Genomic DNA, 16,360 nt, shown 5'->3' with positions numbered 1-16,360 from the left:
GCGGTTCAGCCCGTCGCGACACGCTGTTGTGAGCGGCGGCCCCGCCCGCGACGCCGTGCCTCGCCGCCCGGCGCCTCGCGGCCCGGCGGGGCGTTGCCGGTCAGTAACCGCCGGAGCGGCGGGTCAGCAACGAGATGGTCGCCCGGCCGTCGCTGGCCGTGGCAGACGCCGACGTGGTCAGCGCGGTGAGCACCTTCCAGGCGAAGGACGACTCGGCGGGCAGCGTGGCGCCGCGGACGGTCGGCACGGTCACCTCGACGGTCAGCGCGTCGTTGGTGACAGCGAACCGACACTCCAACTCGGCGTCCCGGGTGGCGATGGCGAGCAGCATGGCGCACGCCTCGTCGACCGCGATCCGCAGATCCTCGATCTCGTCGAGCGCGAACTGCAGCCGGGCCGCGAGACCTGCGGTGGCGGTACGGAGCACGCCGAGGTAACCGCCGTCGGCGGGCACCGTTAGGTGCACCACGTCGTCGTCGGTCGTTGGCTGGCCGGTCAGTTGAGTCACGCTCATCCCCCCGGTCGGGGACTCTACCCGGTCAGTCGCCCGAGCGCGTGTCGGCGGCCTCCGCCTGAGCGGCCAGAACCCGTAGGGCGTCACCGCTGAGCCGGTACGGGACCCACTCGTTCAGCTGCTCGGCACCGATCGAGGCGTAGAAGCCGGCGGCCGGATTCCACTCGAGCATCCACCACTCCAGCCGGCGATAACCCCGACGTACGCAGATGCCGGCCAGCGTGGCGAGCAGTAGTCGACCCGCGCCGGTGCCCCGGGCCGCCGGGGAGACGTAGAGATCCTCCAGGTAGATGCCGTGCACGCCGGACCAGGTGGAGAAGTTGAGGAACCACAGGGCGAAGCCGACCGGCGCGTCGTGCTCGTCGACCGCGACGTGACCGAAGAGCGCCGGGGCGGTCGGACGACTGCTCCAGCTCGGCGCCTCTGACACCGCGCCCTGACCTGGAGCAGTCCCGAACAGCGCCGAGGAGAGTTGGTCGGCGGTGAGGTGGCACTGTTCGGGGGCGCGTTCGTACGCCGCCAGTTCGTGCACCATGGCGACGACGGCCGGTACGTCCGCGGGACGTACCGGCCGGATCGTCGGGGTGACCGGGTTGGTCACGCCTTCTTGGTCTCCCAGAAGATCTTCGCGATCTCGTCGATCTTCGCGAGGAGCTGGTCGGCCGTGGCCGGGTCGAGGCTGCCCTTGACGCCGCTGGCGCCGGCGAGCTTGGTGGCCTCGTTGAACAGGGTGTGCAGGTTCGGGTACTTCTCGAAGTGCGGCGCCTTGAAGTAGTCGGTCCAGAGCACCCACAGGTGGTGCTTGACCAGCTCGGCGCGCTGCTCCTTGATGATGACCGCCCGGGTGCGGAACTCCGGGTCGGTGTTCGCCTGGTACTTCTCGCAGATCATTTTGACCGACTCGGCCTCGATCCGGGCCTGGGCCGGGTCGTAGACGCCGCACGGCAGGTCGCAGTGAGCGCTCGCGGTGACGCGGGGCGCAAGGATGCGTGGAAGTCGCATCGGGATCCTCCATGGGAAGTTTGCGATGATCAAAGGCGACATTACTCCTGGGAATGCTCCCCGAACCGGGTGGAGGTGAAACCGGTGCGCGCCGATCACCCGAGTGGGCCGCCTCGTCTGCGCGGCCCGCTGACGGCGGTCGCGGTGGCCGGCCCGTCCATGGCGCCGACGCTGCGGCACGGCGACGCGGTGCTGGTCCGCTCGGGCGGGCGTCCCATCCGACCCGGCGACGTGGTGGTCGCGGTCTTCCGGACACGGCCGGAACTGCTGGTCGTCAAGCGGGCGGTCCGGCCGCAGGATGGCGGCTGGTGGCTGCGCGGTGACAACGAGTTGATCACCGACGACTCCCGGGCGTACGGCGTGGCCGACGTGCGCGGTCGGGTGGTGGCTCGCTACTGGCCGCGCCCCGGACGGGTGCCTCGTCGGGTTATATGACCCTGCTCACATCCGAGGGGCAGGGTCGACACTATGCTCGGAAAGTGCCGGGTGACCCCCCGCGCCGCGTGCCATCGCTCGCCGCCCACCTCGCGGCCGGGCCCGCCGCCTCACATCTGCTCGACAGATCCTGGAGTCACCGCCATGTCTTCATCCACCGTGGACCCCGCTGATCCCGTCTTCCAACTGCACGTCGGCGGCAAGATGGCCGTCGCCTCGACGGTGCCGCTCACCAGCCGCGAGGACCTCTCCCTCGCGTACACCCCGGGGGTCGCCCGGGTGTGCGAGGCGATCGCCGCCGACCCCGCCCTGGCCGATGAGTACACCTGGGCGTCGCACGCTGTCGCGGTGGTGACCGACGGCTCGGCCGTGCTGGGTCTCGGCAACATCGGCCCGCGGGCCGCCCTGCCGGTGATGGAGGGCAAGGCGGTGCTGTTCAAGCAGTTCGCGGGGGTGGACGCGGTGCCGATCTGCCTGGACACCCAGGACGTGGACGAGATCGTCGCGGTGGTGCGGGCGCTGGCCCCCTCGTTCGGCGGGATCAACCTGGAGGACATCAGCGCGCCGCGCTGCTTCGAGATCGAGCGGCGACTCGACGAGGCGCTGGACATCCCGGTCTTCCACGACGACCAGCACGGCACCGCCATCGTGGTGCTCGCGGCGCTGCGTAACGCCGCCACCCTGCTCAACCGCAAGCTCGGCGACCTGCGGGTCGCGGTGAGCGGCGCGGGCGCGGCGGGCGTGGCCGTGACGAAGATGCTCATCGCCGGTGGCGTCAACCCCGACCAGGTCGTCGTCTGCGACTCGAAGGGGATCATCGGCGCGCACCGCACCGAGCTGACCGGTGGCAAGGCCGAGCTGGCGGCGAGCACCAACGCGGACGGCCGCCACGGCGACATCACCGAGGCGCTGCGCGACGCGGACGTGCTGATCGGCGTCTCCGGAGGCGAGATCCCGGAGGCCGCCATCGCCGGTATGGCGCCCGGTGGGATCGTGTTCGCGCTGGCCAATCCCACCCCGGAGGTGCACCCGGAGGTGGCCGCCCGGCACGTCGCGGTGGTCGCCACGGGCCGCAGCGACTACCCCAACCAGATCAACAACGTGCTGGCGTTCCCCGGGGTGTTCCGGGGCGCGCTGGACGCCGGCGCCACCCGGATCACCGAGGCGATGAAGGTCGCCGCGGCGGACGCCATCGCCGGGGTGGTGGCCGAGTCGTTGACTCCCGAGGCGATCGTCCCGTCGCCGCTGGACCCGCGTGTCGCTCCGGCCGTCGCCGAGGCGGTGGCCGAGGCCGCCCGCCGTGACGGGGTGGCCCGGCGGTGACCGCGACGCCGCGCCCGGCGTGGTGACCGCGACGGCGTGACCGGCGTGGCCCGGCGGCCGGCCCTTCTTAACGAGCGCTCAGCTTGTTACGGTGCCGATCATGCGTGCTGCCTTCGTCTCCCGCTTCGACGACGCCGATCCGCTCACCGCCCTCACCGTCGGTGAGCGACCCGAGCCGACCCACCCGGAGGACGACTGGGTGACCGTGCGGGTGCGCGCCACCTCGCTCAACCACCACGACCTGTGGTCGCTGCGCGGGGTGGGGCTCACCGAGGCGCAGCTGCCGATGATCCTCGGCTGCGATGCGGTGGGCGTGGACCCCGAGGGCAACGACGTGGTCGTCTACCCGGTCGTCGTCACTCCCGGTGACCCGCGCGGTGTCTCCATCCTCTCCGAACACTTCGCCGGAACCCTCGCCGAGCGGGTCGCCGTACCCCGGTCGAACCTGGTCCCGCTGCCCGACGGCATGGCGGCGACCGACGCCGCGTGCCTGCCCACGGCCTGGCTGACCGCGTGGCGGATGCTGACCACCAAGGGCCGCGTCGCGGACGCCGACAGCGTGCTGGTGCAGGGCGCGGGCGGCGGCGTCGCGACGGCGGCCGTCGCGCTCGCCGTCGCGATGGGCAAGCGGGTGTACGCGACCAGCCGCGACGCCGCCAAGCGCGAGCGGATAGCGGCTCTCGGGGCCACCGCCGTGGAGCCCGGCGCCCGGCTGCCGGAGCGGGTCGACGTGGTGATCGAGACGGTCGGCGCGGCGACCTTCGAGCACTCGATGAAGTCGGCCGCCCCGATGGCCCGGATCGTGGTCTCCGGCGCCACCGCCGGCCACCAGCCGACGGTCAACCTCCGCCGGGTCTTCGCCATGCAGTTGGAGATCCTCGGCACGTCGATGGGCACCCCCGGGGAGCTGTACGAGCTGCTGGCGTTCTGCGCCGAGAACGAGGTCCGCCCGGTGGTGGACAGCGTGGTCCCGTTCAGCCGCGTCGAGGAAGCCTTCACCCGCCTCCACTCCGGCGAGGCCTTCGGCAAGGTCGTCATCGACCACACGGCCTGACCCCGCCCCCGCGCCCGCCCCCGCGCCCCGCGCCCGCCCCGCGATCTTGCACTTTCTGTTGTCGTCTCGCGAAAAATGTCCCGCTATGCCGCGACAGTAAGTGCAAGATCGCGCAGGGGAGGGGGCGACGCTCAGAGGTGATCGTCGAAGGTGGCGATGTCGTCGCGGGTCGCGTCCGTGGCGATGCGCTTCTTGGCCTTCGGGTCGCCGTACAGCGACCAGCGCAGGAACTCGACGGACGTGTCCGAGACGACCCGCAGTGACGCGGCGTCGCCGAGCAGCGCCCGGCCGTGGTCGCCCTTGGGCAGGCTCAGCAGCGCCTTCGGCCACGGCACCTTGTCGTACGCCGCCTTGCCCGCCGCGTAGTCGACCACCTCGTCCAACTCGCCGTGCACGAACAACTGCGGCGCGGTCGCGCCCGCGAACGCCGTACCCACGCCGACGGCGGTACCGGCGAACACCACGCCGGCGTCCAGCCGTTCGTCCCGGCTCGCGGTGAACAGGCCGATGGTGGTCACCCCGCCGGCCGAGTGCCCCGCCGCAGCCACCCGGTCGGTCGCCAATCGGCCGCGCAGCCCGTCGCCGGCCTTGCCATCGAGCGCCAGCACCTGGGTCAGCGCGTACGACACGTCGGCCGGTTGGTTGAGCACGTCGAGGACGTTGCCGTCGCCGCCCTTGGAGGTGTGCGGGAAGGCCGGCGCGGCCACCACGAAGCCCGCCGCCGCCCACCGGGTCAGCAGCGCGGCGTAGTCCTCCGGCCGCCCGCCGAGGCCGTGGCTGAACATCACCACCGGAAACCGGCCGTCCGCCGCCGCCACGGACCGCCGGGCCGCGCCGCCGGCCTTCCCGGCCGCCGGATACCAGAGGGTCACCGGCAGCGCGCGGCCGTCCCGGTTCAGCTTGAGCTGCCGTACGCCGACACCGAAGGCCTTCTCGGGCGCGGACCCGGCGGGTACCCGCGGTGTCGGCGTGGCGGCCGGCGGCGGTTCGACGGCGACCGGCGCGGTCTCCTTCTTCGGGGCGTCCGTGGAGCAGCCGACCAGACCGGCCAGGAGCAGGGCGCTGGCCAGCAGCGTGGGGGTGACACGACGCGACATGGCCTCAATTGTGCCGTGCCGCGCCGGTGGCTCGGGGCGGTCCGGCCCACGCTGTCACCGGTCGTCTCAGGCCGCCGCGCGTTCGGAGAGCGGACGCCGCCGTCGCGCCGGGTCGGTCAGGGAGCGCGGGCGGAAGGCGGCGTTGGGCTCGTACCGGTTGGTCCCGGGCGGCACGATCTCGTCGATCCGGTCGAGGGTCGCGTCGTCCAGGGCGAGGCTCGCGCCCTTGAGCAGGTCGTCCAGGTGCTGCATGGTCCGTGGTCCGATGATCGCCGAGGTGACCGCCGGATGGGCCACGGTGAAGGCGATGGCGAGTTGTGGCAGCGTGCACCCGATGTCCGCCGCGAGGTCGACGAGTTGCTCGACGATGTCGAGCTTGGCCGCGTTCTCCGCGATCGTGGGATCGAACTGCGCCGGCCGGAGAACCGCCCGCCCGGTCGACAGGTCGACGTCCCGGCCCTTGCGGTACCTGCCGCTGAGGAAACCGAAGGCGAGCGGACTCCAGACCAGCACCCCCATGCCGTAGCGCTGGCAGACCGGAAGAACCGAAGTCTCCACCCCACGGGCGAGGATCGAGTACGGCGGCTGCTCGGTGCGCAGCCGGCCGAGGCCGCGACGCTCGGACACCTGGTGTGCCTCGACGATCTCCTCGGCGGGAAACGTCGAACATCCGAAGGCGCGGATCTTTCCCTGGCTCACCAGGTCGGTGAGCACCGAAAGTGTCTCCTCGATGTCCGTCGAGGGGTCGGGGCGGTGGACCTGGTAGAGATCGATCCAGTCGGTACCCAGACGCCGGAGGCTCCCCTCGACCGCCTTGAGGATCCACCGCCGCGAGTTGCCGCCCTGGTTTGGCCCCTCGCCCATCGGAAAGTGGACCTTGGTGGCGAGGACGACGTCGTCGCGACGCCCCCGCAGTGCCTTCCCCACGATCTGCTCGGACTCACCCCGGCCGTACATGTCGGCGGTGTCGACGGCGTTGATGCCGCTGTCGATCGCGGTGTGGATGATGCGGACGCACTCGTCGTGGTCCGGGTTTCCGACGGCACCGAACATCATGGTTCCGAGGCAGTGGGTGCTCACCTCGATGCCGGTGCCGCCGAGCGTGCGGTAGCGCATGCCGATGCTCCCCTGGCGGTGTCGTAACGATCAGGGGGACCCTAGGAGCTCGAGTCGGCTCTAGGTCAAGCCTCGCTACCCTGCTCGACATGGCCGAGGACATCGCGAGTCTGAGCATCGGGCAGGTCGCCGAACGCACCGGCCTGAGCGTGCACGCCCTCCGCTTCTACGAGCAGGAGGGCGTCTTCGTCGATCCGGTACGCCGAGGGCCCGGTGGGCGTCGCGTGTGCAGCCAGAACGACGTCGACTGGCTGACCGTCTGCATCATTCTCCGTGCCTCGGGCATGCCGTTGCCCGCGCTCCGGCGGTACGCCGACCTCGTCCGGGCGGGCGTCGGCAACGAGGAGGAACGGCTCGCGCTTCTGCGCGAGCACCGCGAGCACGTCACCAGCCAGATCGGCAGGCTCACGCAGTGCCTGGACCTGATCGGCTTCAAGGTCGGGTTGTACGAGGATCTGCTCGACGAGGCCCAGCGCGCAGTCGAGCCAGGTCGGCCGCGTCCTTCGGACGGCGGGGACGCTCCGGCATCCACACCGGGTACATCTGCTTGAACTCGATCTGGGCCGCCACCGAGATCGCCGGTACGACCAACGCGCCGATCCGGCCGGGCGGCGCGTCCAGCATCCCGGCCGGCAGGAGGGTGCCCGCCCAGGGGCCGGCGCCCACGGTCGGCCGACCGCCGTCGTCCCGGCCCAGGTACGCGACGCTGACCTCCACGTCACGGGTGAACAGTTCGAGCTGTAGCTCCGCCGGCATCCTCGGGTCGGGACGCCAGCCCCGGGCCAGCAGCAGTGCGGCGAGTCGCGGCGCGTCCTCGCGCCAGCAGTACCAGTCGACGTCGACGTGCGGGCGGGTCACCGCGCCGAGGTGGAAGTCCATCGCCCAGCCGCCGCGCAGCCACACCGCGACACCAGCCGACGTGCTCACCTCGACCAGCTCGGCGATGCTCGCCAACTGACGCCGCGCGAGGTCGTCCATCGGGCCACGGTACGTCCCGTTCGTGTCCCTCAGCGGGCCGGGCGTGACTCGTAGCGGGTCAGCGCCGTGCGGGCGTCGAGGGGGAGGCGTGCGCCGGCCGCGCTGTCGCCGTAGAGGGTCCAGCGCAGGAAGTCGGTCGTCGTGGTCAGCACCGGTGCGAACCCGGGACGGTCCGGCGTGAGGTACTCGCCGTGCCCCTGCCCGACGACGCTGAGGAAGGCAGCCGGACCCCGGGTGCGCGCGTACGCCGCCCGCCCGACCGTCACCGGCACCACCGGGTCGGCCGTGCCGTGCACGAACAGCACCGGGGCGGTCGGTCCGGCGAAACTACCGGGCAGTCCGCCGCCGGCGATCACGATGCCCGCGCGCAGCCGGGTCGGGTGGCCCTCGGTGAACATGCCGGAGGTGGTGAAGCCTCCCGCCGAGTGACCGGCGGCGGCGACCGACGCGAGATCCAGGTGGCCGGCGAGCGGATCACCCGGGTCGCGGTCGAGGCGTCCCAGGTGCCGGATCAGCCGCCAACCGTCGGCGGGCTGGTTGCGGACGTCCGCCCGGGTGAAGCGCGCGGCGTCCGAACGGGTGTGCGGGTACGCCGGCGCGGCCACCACGAACCCGGCCGCCGCCCAGCGGGTGGTCAACCCGGCGTGCAGTTCGGGCCGGCTGTGCAGCCCATGGCTGTAGATGACAACCGGGAATCGCCCGGCGGCCACACCGTCGGTGCCCGCCGGATACCAGACGGTCACCGGCAGGGGGCGCGCCGAGCGCGGATCGAGGGTGAGCGTACGCACGCCGACGGTGTACGACCCCTCGGGCGCTCGGCGCGCGGCCGGTGGCCCGGTGGACCCGCCAGCCACGGCGGAGGCCGGCGCGCACCCCGCCAGCAGCGCTGTCACCAGTACGGCGACCAGCCGTCCCGCCCCCACTGTCTCACCGTAGGCGTCGGGACCTGCGCGACGACCCCGCCGTCCGGCCTGCCTCTGCCCGCCACCCGGTCGGGTCGCCTCCGCCGCCCGGCCCGACCCGACGCGACTGCGGGAGGTGGGGGCGGTGCGTCGGCCGGCGCTTCGCTAGGGTCACCGGCATGGCTGAGAACTACACCGACCCCAGCGGCAACACCGAGGCGTTCCGTGCCTTCACCCAGACGCCGGAGGCCACCGGCCCGGCCGACGCGCCGTCCCGGCTGCCCCTCATCGTCGGCGCGGCGGTGGTCGTGGTGCTGCTGGTGGCCCTGGTCGTCTGGCTCGCCTAGGCCTTCCCCACCACGTCCCGGGTCTGCCGGGCGATCTCCCGTTCCTCGTCGGTGCGGATGACGCAGACGCTCACCTCGGCGCCGTCGGGTGAGATCACCCGGTCACCCTGGCCGTCGTTGCGGGTGTCGTCCACGCTGATGCCGAGCCGGTCCAGGCCGGCCAGCGCGGCAGCCCGCACGTCGGCGGCGTGCTCGCCCACCCCTGCCGTGAACGCGATCGCGTCGACGCGGCCGAGCAGCGCGTAGTACGCCCCGACGTACCCGGTGATCCGCCGGCAGTAGACGTCGAACGCCAGGGCGGCGGCCGGGTCGCCGTCGGCCCGGCGGTGCAGCACCTCGCGCATGTCGTTCGCGCCGGTCAGGCCGAGCAGGCCGCTGCGGTGGTTGAGCAGGTCGTCGATCTCGTCGACCGATAGTCCGCCCTCGCGCCGCAGGTGGAAGATCACCGTCGGGTCGAGGTCGCCGCTGCGGGTGCCCATCACGAGCCCCTGAAGGGGCGACATCCCCATCGAGGTGGCAACGCTGCGGCCGCCGGCCACCGCGCAGGCGCTGGCCCCGTTGCCCAGGTGCAGGGTGATCGTGTTGAGCTGCTCGTACGGGCGGTCCAGCAGCTCGGCGGTACGCCGGGAGACGTACGCGTGTGAGGTGCCGTGGAAGCCGTACCGGCGGATGTCGTACCGCTCGGCGGTGTCCCGGTCGATCGCGTAGGTCGCGGCGGCCTCGGGCAGGGTGTGGTGGAACGCCGTGTCGAAGACGGCGACCTGCGGCACGTCCGGCAGGGCCGTCCGGGCCATCTCGATGCCGGCCAGGTTGGCCGGATTGTGCAGCGGGGCGAGCGGGACCAGGTCGCGGATCGCGGCCAGCACCGCGTCGTCGACGAGCGTCGGGGCGCTGAACGTCCGGCCGCCGTGCACCACGCGGTGCCCGACGGCCGTCAGCCCGTTCAGGTCCAGCCCGTCCAGGATCTGCCGGACCGCGCTGGCGTGGTCCGCCGGGCCGCCGCCGGCCTCGCCGACCCGCTCGACGGTGCCCTGCCCGAGCGTGCGGTCCCCGTCGTAGAGCCGCCACTTCACCGACGACGACCCGCAGTTGAGCACCAGAACCCGACTCATGACGCCTCCCCGGCGGCCGCCTGGATGGCGGTGATCGCCACCGTGTTCACGATGTCCGGTACCAGCGCGCCCCGGGACAGGTCGTTCACCGGCCGGCGCAGGCCCTGCATCACCGGCCCGACGGCGACCGCCCCGGCCGAGCGCTGCACCGCCTTGTACGTGTTGTTGCCCGTGTTGAGGTCCGGGAAGATGAAGACCGTGGCGTGCCCCGCGACCTTGCTCTCCGGCAGTTTGGTCGCCGCCACCGCCGGGTCGATCGCCGCGTCGTACTGGATCGGCCCCTCGACCAGCAGGTCGGGCCGGCGTTCCCGGACGAGCGCGGTGGCCGCGGCGACCTTCTCCACGTCGGCGCCCGCGCCGGAGCTGCCGGTGGAGTACGACAGCATGGCCACCCGGGGCTCGATGCCGAACCGGGCGGCGGTGTCGGCCGACGAGATCGCGATGTCGGCGAGTTGGGCGGCGTCCGGGTCGCGGTTCACCGCGCAGTCGCCGTAGACCAGCACCCGGTCCCGCAGCAGCATGAAGAAGACGCTGGAGGCCACCGAGACGTCCGGGACGGTACGGATGATCTCGAAGGCGGGTCGGATGGTGGCGGCGGTCGTGTGCGTGGCGCCGGAGACCATGCCGTCGGCGTGCCCGGTGGCCACCATGAGCGTGCCGAAGTAGTTGGGCTGGGCCACGATGTCGTACGCCAGCTCGGCGGTGACGCCCCGGTGGGCGCGCAGGCGCGCGTACTCGGCGGCGAACTCGTCGTGCCACCCACTGCTCGTCGGGTCGACGAGCCGCGCGTCGCCGAGGTCGATGCCCAGCTCGCGGGTGCGCCGGGCGATGTCGTCGGGACGGCCGAGCAGCGTCAGGTCGGCCACGCCCCGGCGCAGCAGGATCTCCGCCGCCCGCAGGATCCGGTCGTCGGTGCCCTCGGGAAGCACCAGGTGGCGGCGCTGCGAGCGGGCCCGGTCGATCAGTTCGTTCTCGAACATCAGCGGGGTGACCCGCGTCGAGCGGCTCACCCGGAGCCGGCGGGCCAGGTCGTCGGTGTCCACGCAGCGCTCGAACGCGCCCAGCGCGGCCTCCACCTTGCGCGGGTTGGCCACGCTGGGCCGCCCCTCGATCCGGCTGGACGCCTCGACGGTGTCGTAGCTGTCGCTGCTCACGGACAGCACCGCCAGGCCGGTGTTCAACCCCTCCACCAGCCGCATGACCCGGGGATCGGGCTGCTCGCCCAGGGTGAGCACCAACCCGGCCACCGACACCTGTCCGGCCACGTGGGCCGCGCTGGCGGCGACGAGCAGATCGGCCCGGTCGCCGGGGGTGATCACCAGCGCCCCCTCGGTGAGGTGGCCCAACAGGGTCGGCACGTGCGCCGCGCCGACCACGAAGTCCAGCACGTCCCGCCCGAGCGCGGCGTCGTCTCCGGCCAGCAGGGTGGCGCCGAGCGCCGCCGCCACCTCGGCCACCGTCGGCGCCGACACGCTCGGCACCTCCGGGATGGCGTACGCGGGCACCGGCAGTTCGGGCAGCGTCATCGGCCCGGGCACCCGGTTGGCGATCACCGCGAGCACTGTCGCACCGAGGTCGGCCAGGTCGTGGTACGCCCCGCGCATGGCCGCCGCGACGGCCGCCGGCTCCTGCTCGTAGCCGTCCACCACCGGGACCACCACGCTGCCGAACTCGGTGGCCAGCCGGGCATTGAAGGCCAGCTCGCGGGGGTGCGCCGGGTCACCCGGCTCGTCGAAGTCACTGCCCACCACGACCACCGCCGGGCACTGCCGCTCGACCGCCCGGTAGCGCTCCACGATCGCGGAGATCAGGTCTTCACGCCGGCCGTCGGCCACCAGCGCGGCCGCCTCGGCGTAGGTTGCCCCGGCCAGCTCGGCGACCGGCACCTCGACCCGGTACCGCTCGCTGAGCAGGGCGAGGATCGAATCGGGGCCGGTGTCGGCGACCAGCGGCCGGAACACGCCGATCCGCCCCACCTGCCGCGACAGCAGTTCGGCCAGCCCGAGAGCGATGGTCGACTTACCCCCGCCCGAACCCACGCTGGTCAGGTACACGCTGCGAGCCACAGCCCCACCCTAGAAGATCGCGAGTGGATCGAGCCTCGTGGGCCGAGAAGGGAACCCGGGATCGCGCGTTTGGTCGGCCGGGCGGTGAGGGTGTTGAGGTCGCCCTTTGCTCTGCTTCAACCCGCGCAACACCCGGTGTCCGGATATCGGACGCTCGCTGTTTCCTCCGCTGAAGCAGAGCAAAGGAGGAAAGTCGCAGGTGCCCCCCGCCGGCGGCGTCGAGCCCGTCCCCGCCGACGGCCGCGGGGTCTTCGTACTGTCAGGCGTCTTCGTCGTCGGGGTCGTCCAGGCGGGCCAGGTAGGTTGCCAGGCGCTCAATGGGGGTTTCGAACTCCGGGTTGAGGTCGACGAAGTCGCGCAGGCGCTCGCCCAGCCACTCCAGGGTCACCTGCTCGTCGCCCCGGCGTTCGACCAGTTCCTCGATGCCACGGTCGGTGAAGTACACGGCGTACGTCCTCTGCTCGGCCCAGCCCGGCGCGGGCCGGGCGGCTGGATCGGGTTGTTCCGGCCGCTCGACCCGGCGCGGGCCGGGCGGTGGGCCGACACGAGCCGGGGCAGGGACCGTCGGGAAACGGCCCTGCCCCGGCTCGCGGATACGGTCAGATCACGGGCGGGGGAGTGCCGCCTCGATGAGCGCGGTCTGCTCGACCTCGTGGGTCTTGGCCGAGCCGACCGCCGGGGCCGCCGCGGCCGGGCGGGAGATCCGCCGCAGCCGGACGTCGGTGAGGTGCTCCAGCAGGTTGAGCGCCACGAACGACCAGGCGCCCTGGTTGGCCGGCTCCTCCTGCACCCAGGCGAAGTCCTCCGCGTTCGGGTACTGCGCCAAGGCGGCGCGGATCTCCTCGACCGGCAGCGGGTAGAGCTGCTCGATCCGGAGGATCGCGGTGTCGGTGACGCCGCGCTCCTGCCGGGCCTGGAACAGGTCGTAGTAGACCTTGCCGGAGCAGAGCAGCACCCGCTTCACCGCCTCCGGCGCCGGCGCCGCCGTGTCGCGCAGCACCGGCTGGAAGGTGCCGGTGGTGAAGTCCTCCACGGAGGAGACGCAGAGCTTGTGCCGCAGCAGCGACTTGGGCGTGAACACCACCAGCGGCTTGCGCTTGGGCGACAGGGCCTGGCGGCGCAGCAGGTGGAAGTAGTTCGCCGGGGTCGTCGGGATGGCGACCCGCATGTTGTCCTCGGCGCACATCTGCAGGAACCGCTCCGGGCGACCGGAGGTGTGGTCCGGGCCCTGGCCCTCGTGGCCGTGCGGCAGCAGCAGGGTCACCGCGGAGCGCTGACCCCACTTCACCTCGCCGGACGAGATGAACTCGTCGATCACCGACTGGGCGCCGTTGACGAAGTCACCGAACTGGGCCTCCCAGGCGACCAGCGCGTTGATGTTCTCCACCGAGTAGCCGTACTCGAAGCCCATCGCCGCGTACTCGCTGAGCAGCGAGTCGTGCACGAAGAACCGGGAGCGCTCGCCGTCGCCGGTGAGTGACTTGAGCGGCAGATAGTCGTCCCCGGTGCGGGAGTCGACGACCGACGCGTGCCGCTGGACGAAGGTGCCGCGACGCGAGTCCTGACCGGCGAGGCGGACGGTCACCCCGTCGTGCAGCAGCGCCCCGAACGCGATGATCTCGCCGTACCCCCAGTCGATGTTGCCCTCGACGGACATCTTGGCCCGCCGGTCGAGCAGCTGCTGGATGCGCTTGTGCGGGGTGAAGCCCTCCGGCAGGTTGACGTGCGCCTCGCCGATCGCCTTGACGACGGCGGCGTCGGTGGCGGTGTCGACGGCCGGCTCCGGCTCCTCCTCGCGGCGCGGCCGGTTGAGCTGGCGCGGCGCGGCGGCGGCGTCCCGGGTGGCCTTGAAGACCTTCTCCAGTTGCGCCTGGTAGTCGCGCAGCAACTCCTCCGCGTCCTCCACGGTGATGTCGCCGCGACCGATCAGCTCCTCGGTGTAGAGCTTGCGCACCGAGCGCTTCGAGTCGATGATCTTGTACATCTGAGGGTTGGACATCGACGGGTCGTCGCCCTCGTTGTGGCCGCGCCGGCGGTAGCAGACCATGTCGATCACGACGTCCTTGTTGAACGTCTGCCGGTACTCGAAGGCCAGCCGGGCCACCCGGACCACGGCCTCCGGGTCGTCACCGTTGACGTGGAAGATCGGCGCCTGGATCATCCGGGCCACATCGGTGCTGTAGAGGCTGGACCGGCTGTACTCCGGGGCGGTGGTGAAGCCGACCTGGTTGTTGACCACCACGTGCACGGTGCCGCCGGTGCGGTAGCCGCGCAGCTGCGACAGGTTGAGCGTCTCGGCGACCACGCCCTGCCCGGCGAACGCGGCGTCACCGTGCACCGCCAGCGGCAGCACGGTGTAGCCCTCCAGCTTGAGGTCGATCCGGTCCTGCTTGGCCCGGACGATGCCCTCCAGCACCGGGTCGACGGCCTCCAGGTGCGACGGGTTCGCCACCACCGACACCTTGACCGCGTGCTCGCCGTCCGGGGTGGTGAACTTGCCGTTCTGGCCCAGGTGGTACTTCACGTCGCCCGAGCCCTGCGTGGAGCGCGGGTCCAGGTGGCCCTCGAACTCCGAGAAGATCTTCTCGTACGGCTTGCCGACGATGTTGGCCAGCACGTTGAGGCGACCCCGGTGGGCCATGCCGATGACGACCTCGTCCAGGCCGTTCTCGGCGGAGGACTCCAGCACCTCGCCGAGCAGCGGGATCAACGACTCGCCGCCCTCCAGCGAGAAGCGCTTCTGGCCCACGTACTTGGTCTGTAGGAAGGTCTCGAACGCCTCGGCCGCGTTGAGCCGGTTGAGCACGTGCTTCTGCTCGTCGGCGGACGGCTTCTCGTACTTGCGCTCGATCCGCTCCTGGATCCAGCGCCGCTCCTCCGGGTCCTGGATGTGCATGTACTCGATGCCCACCCGGCGGCAGTACGAGTCGCGCAGCACGCCGAGGATCTCGCGCAGCTTCATCCGCTGCCGGCCGGCGAAGCCGTTGACCGGGAACTCGCGGTCCAGGTCCCACAGGGTCAGCCCGTGCTGGAGGACGTCCAGGTCGGGGTGCTTGCGGATCTTGAACTCGAGCGGGTCGGTGTCGGCCATCAGGTGACCGCGCACGCGGTACGCGTGGATCAGCTCGTGCACCCGGGCGGTCTTGTTGATCTGACCCTCGGAGTTGACGGCGACGTCCCGCATCCAGCGCACCGGCTCGTACGGGATGCGCAGCGAGGTGAAGATCTGGTCGTAGAAGCCGCGCTCGCCGAGGATCAGCTCGTGCATCACCTTGAGGAACTCGCCGGACTGCGCGCCCTGGATGATCCGGTGGTCGTACGTGCTGGTCAGCGTGATGACCTTGCTGACCGCCAGCTCGGCGAGGGTGGCCTCGGACATGCCCTGGTAGGGGGCCGGGTACTCCATCGCGCCGACGCCGATGATCGCGCTCTGCCCCTGCATGAGCCGCGGCATCGAGTGCACGGTGCCGATGCCGCCCGGGTTGGTCAGCGAGATCGTGGTGCCGGCGTAGTCCTCCATGGTCAGCTCGTTGCGCCGCGCACGTCGGACGACGTCCTCGTACGCCTGCCAGAACTGCCGGAAGTCCATCTGCTCGCAACCCTTGATGGAGGGGACCACCAGGTTGCGGGTGCCGTCCGGCTTGGCCAGGTCGATGGCGATGCCGAGGTTGACGTGCGCCGGGCGGACCACGGCCGGCTTGCCGTTGGCCTCGGCGAACGAGTTGTTCATCTCGGGGTGCTCGACCAGCGCGCGGACCATCGCGTAGCCGACGAGGTGGGTGAAGCTGACCTTGCCGCCCCGACCGCGGGCGAGGTGGTTGTTGATCACGATGCGGTTGTCGACCAGCAGCTTCGCCGGGACCGCGCGCACGCTGGTCGCGGTCGGCACGCTCAGCGAGGCGTCCATGTTCTGGACGATCTTCGCGGCGACACCCCGTAGCGGCGTGGTCTGCGGGCCGTCGGCGGTCGGCGCGGGCGCCTTCGCGGCCGGCTTGGCCGGGGCCTGGATGGCCGGCGCCGGGGCGCTCTTGGCCGGGGCGGGCGCGGCGGCAGCCGGCTTGGCCGGCGCGGCAGTGGCCGGCTTCGTGGCGGAGGGCTGGGTCACCTTGGCCGCGGCCTCCGGCTGGCCGTCCGGCTCGGGGGCGGCGGCCGGCTTGCCGGCGCTCTCCGGGCGCGGTGTGGCGGCGCCGGGCGCTGGTCGATAGTCGGCGAAGAAGTCGTGCCAGGCTGAATCGACGCTCGTGGGGTCGGCGAGGTACCGCTGGTACATCTCCTCGACGATCCACTCGTTCGGGCCGAAACCCGCCAGTGGGTTCTCCTGCGAAGTCTGCTGGGTCGACACGGCCGGTAATCGCCTCTTTCACGCGGGTTTGTGTGTCACGCGGTGTCCGTCACGCCGATCAAGGAGAACGGA

16 protein-coding genes are annotated in these 16,360 nt (G+C 71.9%); 5 read left to right on the top strand and 11 right to left on the bottom strand.

Translation table 11 applies throughout. The features are described 5' to 3' along the window. Positions 1-100: 100 nt before the first annotated feature. From ACQP0N_RS27785 to sodN, 3 genes are read right to left on the bottom strand one after another with little or no spacing between them, the layout of a single operon-like run. Complete coding sequence (locus ACQP0N_RS27785; protein ID WP_355050772.1) at positions 101-508, bottom strand: ATP-binding protein; 408 nt, start codon at positions 506-508, stop codon at positions 101-103. Between the two features lie 31 nt (positions 509-539). Next, a complete protein-coding gene (locus ACQP0N_RS27780) occupies positions 540-1,115 on the bottom strand; it encodes an N-acetyltransferase family protein (protein ID WP_433115257.1) in 576 nt (191 codons plus the stop codon). Then, on the bottom strand, positions 1,112-1,516 hold the full coding sequence (gene sodN / locus ACQP0N_RS27775) for a superoxide dismutase, Ni (protein WP_355050524.1): 405 nt from the start codon (positions 1,514-1,516) through the stop codon (positions 1,112-1,114). The genes ACQP0N_RS27780 and sodN overlap by 4 nt, the downstream gene beginning before the upstream one ends. 84 nt (positions 1,517-1,600) lie before the next feature. Between sodN and ACQP0N_RS27770 the strand changes: the two genes are divergently transcribed. From ACQP0N_RS27770 to ACQP0N_RS27760, 3 genes are all read left to right on the top strand, one after another. After that, positions 1,601-1,951: a S24/S26 family peptidase gene (locus ACQP0N_RS27770; RefSeq protein ID WP_433115255.1), complete on the top strand. Its 351-nt coding sequence runs from the start codon at positions 1,601-1,603 to the stop codon at positions 1,949-1,951. A gap of 144 nt (positions 1,952-2,095) precedes the next feature. Beyond that, positions 2,096-3,274: an NAD(P)-dependent malic enzyme gene (locus ACQP0N_RS27765; RefSeq protein WP_355050522.1), complete on the top strand. Its 1,179-nt coding sequence runs from the start codon at positions 2,096-2,098 to the stop codon at positions 3,272-3,274. Positions 3,275-3,365: 91 nt separating this feature from the next. Then, positions 3,366-4,328, top strand: coding sequence for a zinc-binding dehydrogenase (locus ACQP0N_RS27760; protein WP_433115253.1), 963 nt, complete (start codon positions 3,366-3,368; stop codon positions 4,326-4,328). A gap of 131 nt (positions 4,329-4,459) precedes the next feature. On the opposite strand, the gene ACQP0N_RS27755 is transcribed toward ACQP0N_RS27760, so the two are convergent. Next, positions 4,460-5,425, bottom strand: a complete 966-nt coding sequence (locus tag ACQP0N_RS27755; RefSeq protein ID WP_433115251.1) for an alpha/beta hydrolase family protein — start codon at positions 5,423-5,425, stop codon at positions 4,460-4,462. A 66-nt stretch (positions 5,426-5,491) separates the two neighbouring features. Then, the gene (locus ACQP0N_RS27750; RefSeq protein WP_433115250.1) at positions 5,492-6,541 is read right to left on the bottom strand and encodes an aldo/keto reductase; all 1,050 of its coding nucleotides are present in this window, start codon (positions 6,539-6,541) and stop codon (positions 5,492-5,494) included. Between the two features lie 89 nt (positions 6,542-6,630). On the opposite strand from ACQP0N_RS27750, the gene ACQP0N_RS27745 reads away from it, so the two are divergent. Continuing rightward, positions 6,631-7,092, top strand: coding sequence for a MerR family transcriptional regulator (locus tag ACQP0N_RS27745; RefSeq protein ID WP_433115248.1), 462 nt, complete (start codon positions 6,631-6,633; stop codon positions 7,090-7,092). Here the strand turns inward: ACQP0N_RS27745 and ACQP0N_RS27740 are convergent. Together ACQP0N_RS27740 and ACQP0N_RS27735 are read right to left on the bottom strand one after the other, a co-directional pair. Beyond that, positions 6,974-7,519 (bottom strand): nucleotidyltransferase domain-containing protein, encoded by a 546-nt coding sequence (locus tag ACQP0N_RS27740; protein WP_433115246.1) that lies wholly within the window; start codon positions 7,517-7,519, stop codon positions 6,974-6,976. The genes ACQP0N_RS27745 and ACQP0N_RS27740 overlap by 119 nt on opposite strands. 29 nt (positions 7,520-7,548) lie before the next feature. Further along, positions 7,549-8,442: an alpha/beta hydrolase family protein gene (locus ACQP0N_RS27735; RefSeq protein WP_433115244.1), complete on the bottom strand. Its 894-nt coding sequence runs from the start codon at positions 8,440-8,442 to the stop codon at positions 7,549-7,551. 158 nt (positions 8,443-8,600) lie between these two features. On the opposite strand from ACQP0N_RS27735, the gene ACQP0N_RS27730 reads away from it, so the two are divergent. After that, complete coding sequence (locus tag ACQP0N_RS27730; RefSeq protein WP_355050513.1) at positions 8,601-8,768, top strand: hypothetical protein; 168 nt, start codon at positions 8,601-8,603, stop codon at positions 8,766-8,768. Here ACQP0N_RS27730 and ACQP0N_RS27725 read toward each other — a convergent pair. From ACQP0N_RS27725 to ACQP0N_RS27710, 4 genes are all read right to left on the bottom strand, one after another. Then, the gene (locus ACQP0N_RS27725) at positions 8,765-9,880 is read right to left on the bottom strand and encodes an acetate/propionate family kinase (RefSeq protein WP_433115241.1); all 1,116 of its coding nucleotides are present in this window, start codon (positions 9,878-9,880) and stop codon (positions 8,765-8,767) included. The genes ACQP0N_RS27730 and ACQP0N_RS27725 overlap by 4 nt on opposite strands. After that, the gene (gene pta / locus ACQP0N_RS27720) at positions 9,877-11,946 is read right to left on the bottom strand and encodes a phosphate acetyltransferase (RefSeq protein ID WP_433115239.1); all 2,070 of its coding nucleotides are present in this window, start codon (positions 11,944-11,946) and stop codon (positions 9,877-9,879) included. Before pta ends, ACQP0N_RS27725 begins: the two co-directional genes overlap by 4 nt. Positions 11,947-12,205: 259 nt before the next feature. Continuing rightward, positions 12,206-12,391 (bottom strand): DUF6104 family protein, encoded by a 186-nt coding sequence (locus tag ACQP0N_RS27715; RefSeq protein ID WP_139582193.1) that lies wholly within the window; start codon positions 12,389-12,391, stop codon positions 12,206-12,208. A 159-nt stretch (positions 12,392-12,550) separates the two neighbouring features. Further along, positions 12,551-16,288 carry a multifunctional oxoglutarate decarboxylase/oxoglutarate dehydrogenase thiamine pyrophosphate-binding subunit/dihydrolipoyllysine-residue succinyltransferase subunit gene (locus tag ACQP0N_RS27710; RefSeq protein WP_433115237.1) on the bottom strand — a complete coding sequence of 1,246 codons (3,738 nt, stop codon included), beginning with the start codon at positions 16,286-16,288 and terminating at the stop codon, positions 12,551-12,553. Positions 16,289-16,360: the final 72 nt, after the last annotated feature.

The organism is Micromonospora sp. CA-246542, from assembly GCF_050942905.1.
Classification (GTDB): domain Bacteria; phylum Actinomycetota; class Actinomycetes; order Mycobacteriales; family Micromonosporaceae; genus Micromonospora.
The sequence above is the reverse complement of the archived record's forward strand: the minus strand, read 5'-3'. Positions and strand labels throughout refer to the sequence as shown.